Below are 1,611 nucleotides of genomic sequence, written 5' to 3' on the forward strand. Positions count from 1 at the left end.
GGCCTGGCGCTGGCCGATACCCTGCTGGCCGGGGCAGAACGCCTGCCCCCCGCCCCCACGCCGCTGGCGCTGGTAATTGCCCCCACGCGTGAACTGGCCCTGCAGGTCAAGAACGAGCTGGAATGGCTGTACGCCGAAACCGGTGCGCGTATCGTCTCCTGCGTTGGTGGTATGGAACCCCGGCGCGAAGCCAGTGCGCTGGCACGGGGCTGCCACATTGTTGTAGGCACGCCCGGCCGCCTGTGCGACCACCTGCGCCGTGGCAACCTTGATCTGAGCGAACTGCGCGCCGTCGTGCTGGACGAAGCCGACGAAATGCTTGATCTGGGCTTCCGCGAAGAGCTGGAAACCCTGCTGGATGCCGCGCCCAAAACCCGCCGCACGCTGCTGTTTTCCGCCACCATGCGCGCGAAATCGTAGGCCTTGCACGCCGCTACCAGAACGATGCCCTGCGTCTGGACACAATGGGCGGCAACGCCCCTCATAGCGACATCACCTACCGCGCCGTGCTGGCCAACCAGCCCGATATGGCGGCAGCGGTGGTTAACGTGCTGCGTCTTGAAGAAGCCCGCACGGCCATCGTGTTCTGCCACACGCGTGAAGCGGTGCGGCAGTTGCAGGCTATCCTGACCGAGCGCGGCTTTTCCTCCGTCGCCATTTCGGGCGATCTGGGGCAGAACGAGCGCAGCCGCGCCATTGAAAGCCTGCGCCATGGACAGGCCCGCGTATGCGTGGCAACGGACGTGGCCGCACGCGGGATCGACATTCCCGAACTCGGGCTTGTCATTCACGCCAGCCTGCCTTCCAACCCGGCAACCCTGCTGCATCGCTCAGGCCGTACCGGCCGCGCGGGCCGCAAGGGTACCTGCGTGCTGCTGGTGCCGCCCGCACGCAAGCGCGTGGCCGAACGCCTGCTGCAGGCCGCGAAGGTGGAAGCCGAATGGTCCGGCGCGCCTGACCGCGCTGCCATTACTCAGGCCGATGCCGAACGCCTGCTGAATGCACCGTTCCTCAATACGCCGGTCAAGGGTGCGGCCGCAGCGGACACGACTGCAGACACCACCCCGGTAACGGACGATACGGCTGCGGAAAGCCCGGCCACGCCCTCCCCCCGGCATGACACGTCGCTGTCTCTGGTGGACCGTCTGGTTGCCACCCATGCGCCCGAGCAACTGGCTCAGGCACTTGTGGGACTGTGGCAGAAAAGCCTGCCCGAACCCATGACCGTACGGGTCATCACCCCCGACACCCCCCGCTCACGCCCGATGCGTGACGATGGCGGGTTTGAACGCGGCGAGCGCACCCCGCGTGAACGCGCCCCCGCCATGCAGGGCAGCTGGTTCCGCCTGTCCGTTGGCCGGACAGACCGGGCCGACCCCAAATGGCTGGTGCCCATGCTGTGCAAGCTGGGCGGTATCCGCAAGCAGGACATTGGCGCGATCCGTATCGCGGGTGACCATACTCTGGTGGAAATCGCTCACGACAAAGCCGAACGCTTCGCCAGCTGCGCCTCCGCCACGGACCCCGATGAAATCAGCATCGAGCCCGCACGTGCGCCCGCAGGCGGCGGCGGTGCACCGCATGGTGGCGGTGGCCGGGGTGGTGCTGGCG

1 pseudogene is annotated in these 1,611 nt (G+C 67.4%); it reads left to right on the plus strand.

Features of this window, described 5'->3' with window-relative positions:
* A pseudogene (locus JCM25143_RS20390) lies at nt 1–1,611 on the plus strand (DEAD/DEAH box helicase); the annotation flags it as partial.

Source organism: Acetobacter papayae JCM 25143 (assembly GCF_000613285.1).
Taxonomy (GTDB): domain Bacteria; phylum Pseudomonadota; class Alphaproteobacteria; order Acetobacterales; family Acetobacteraceae; genus Acetobacter; species Acetobacter papayae.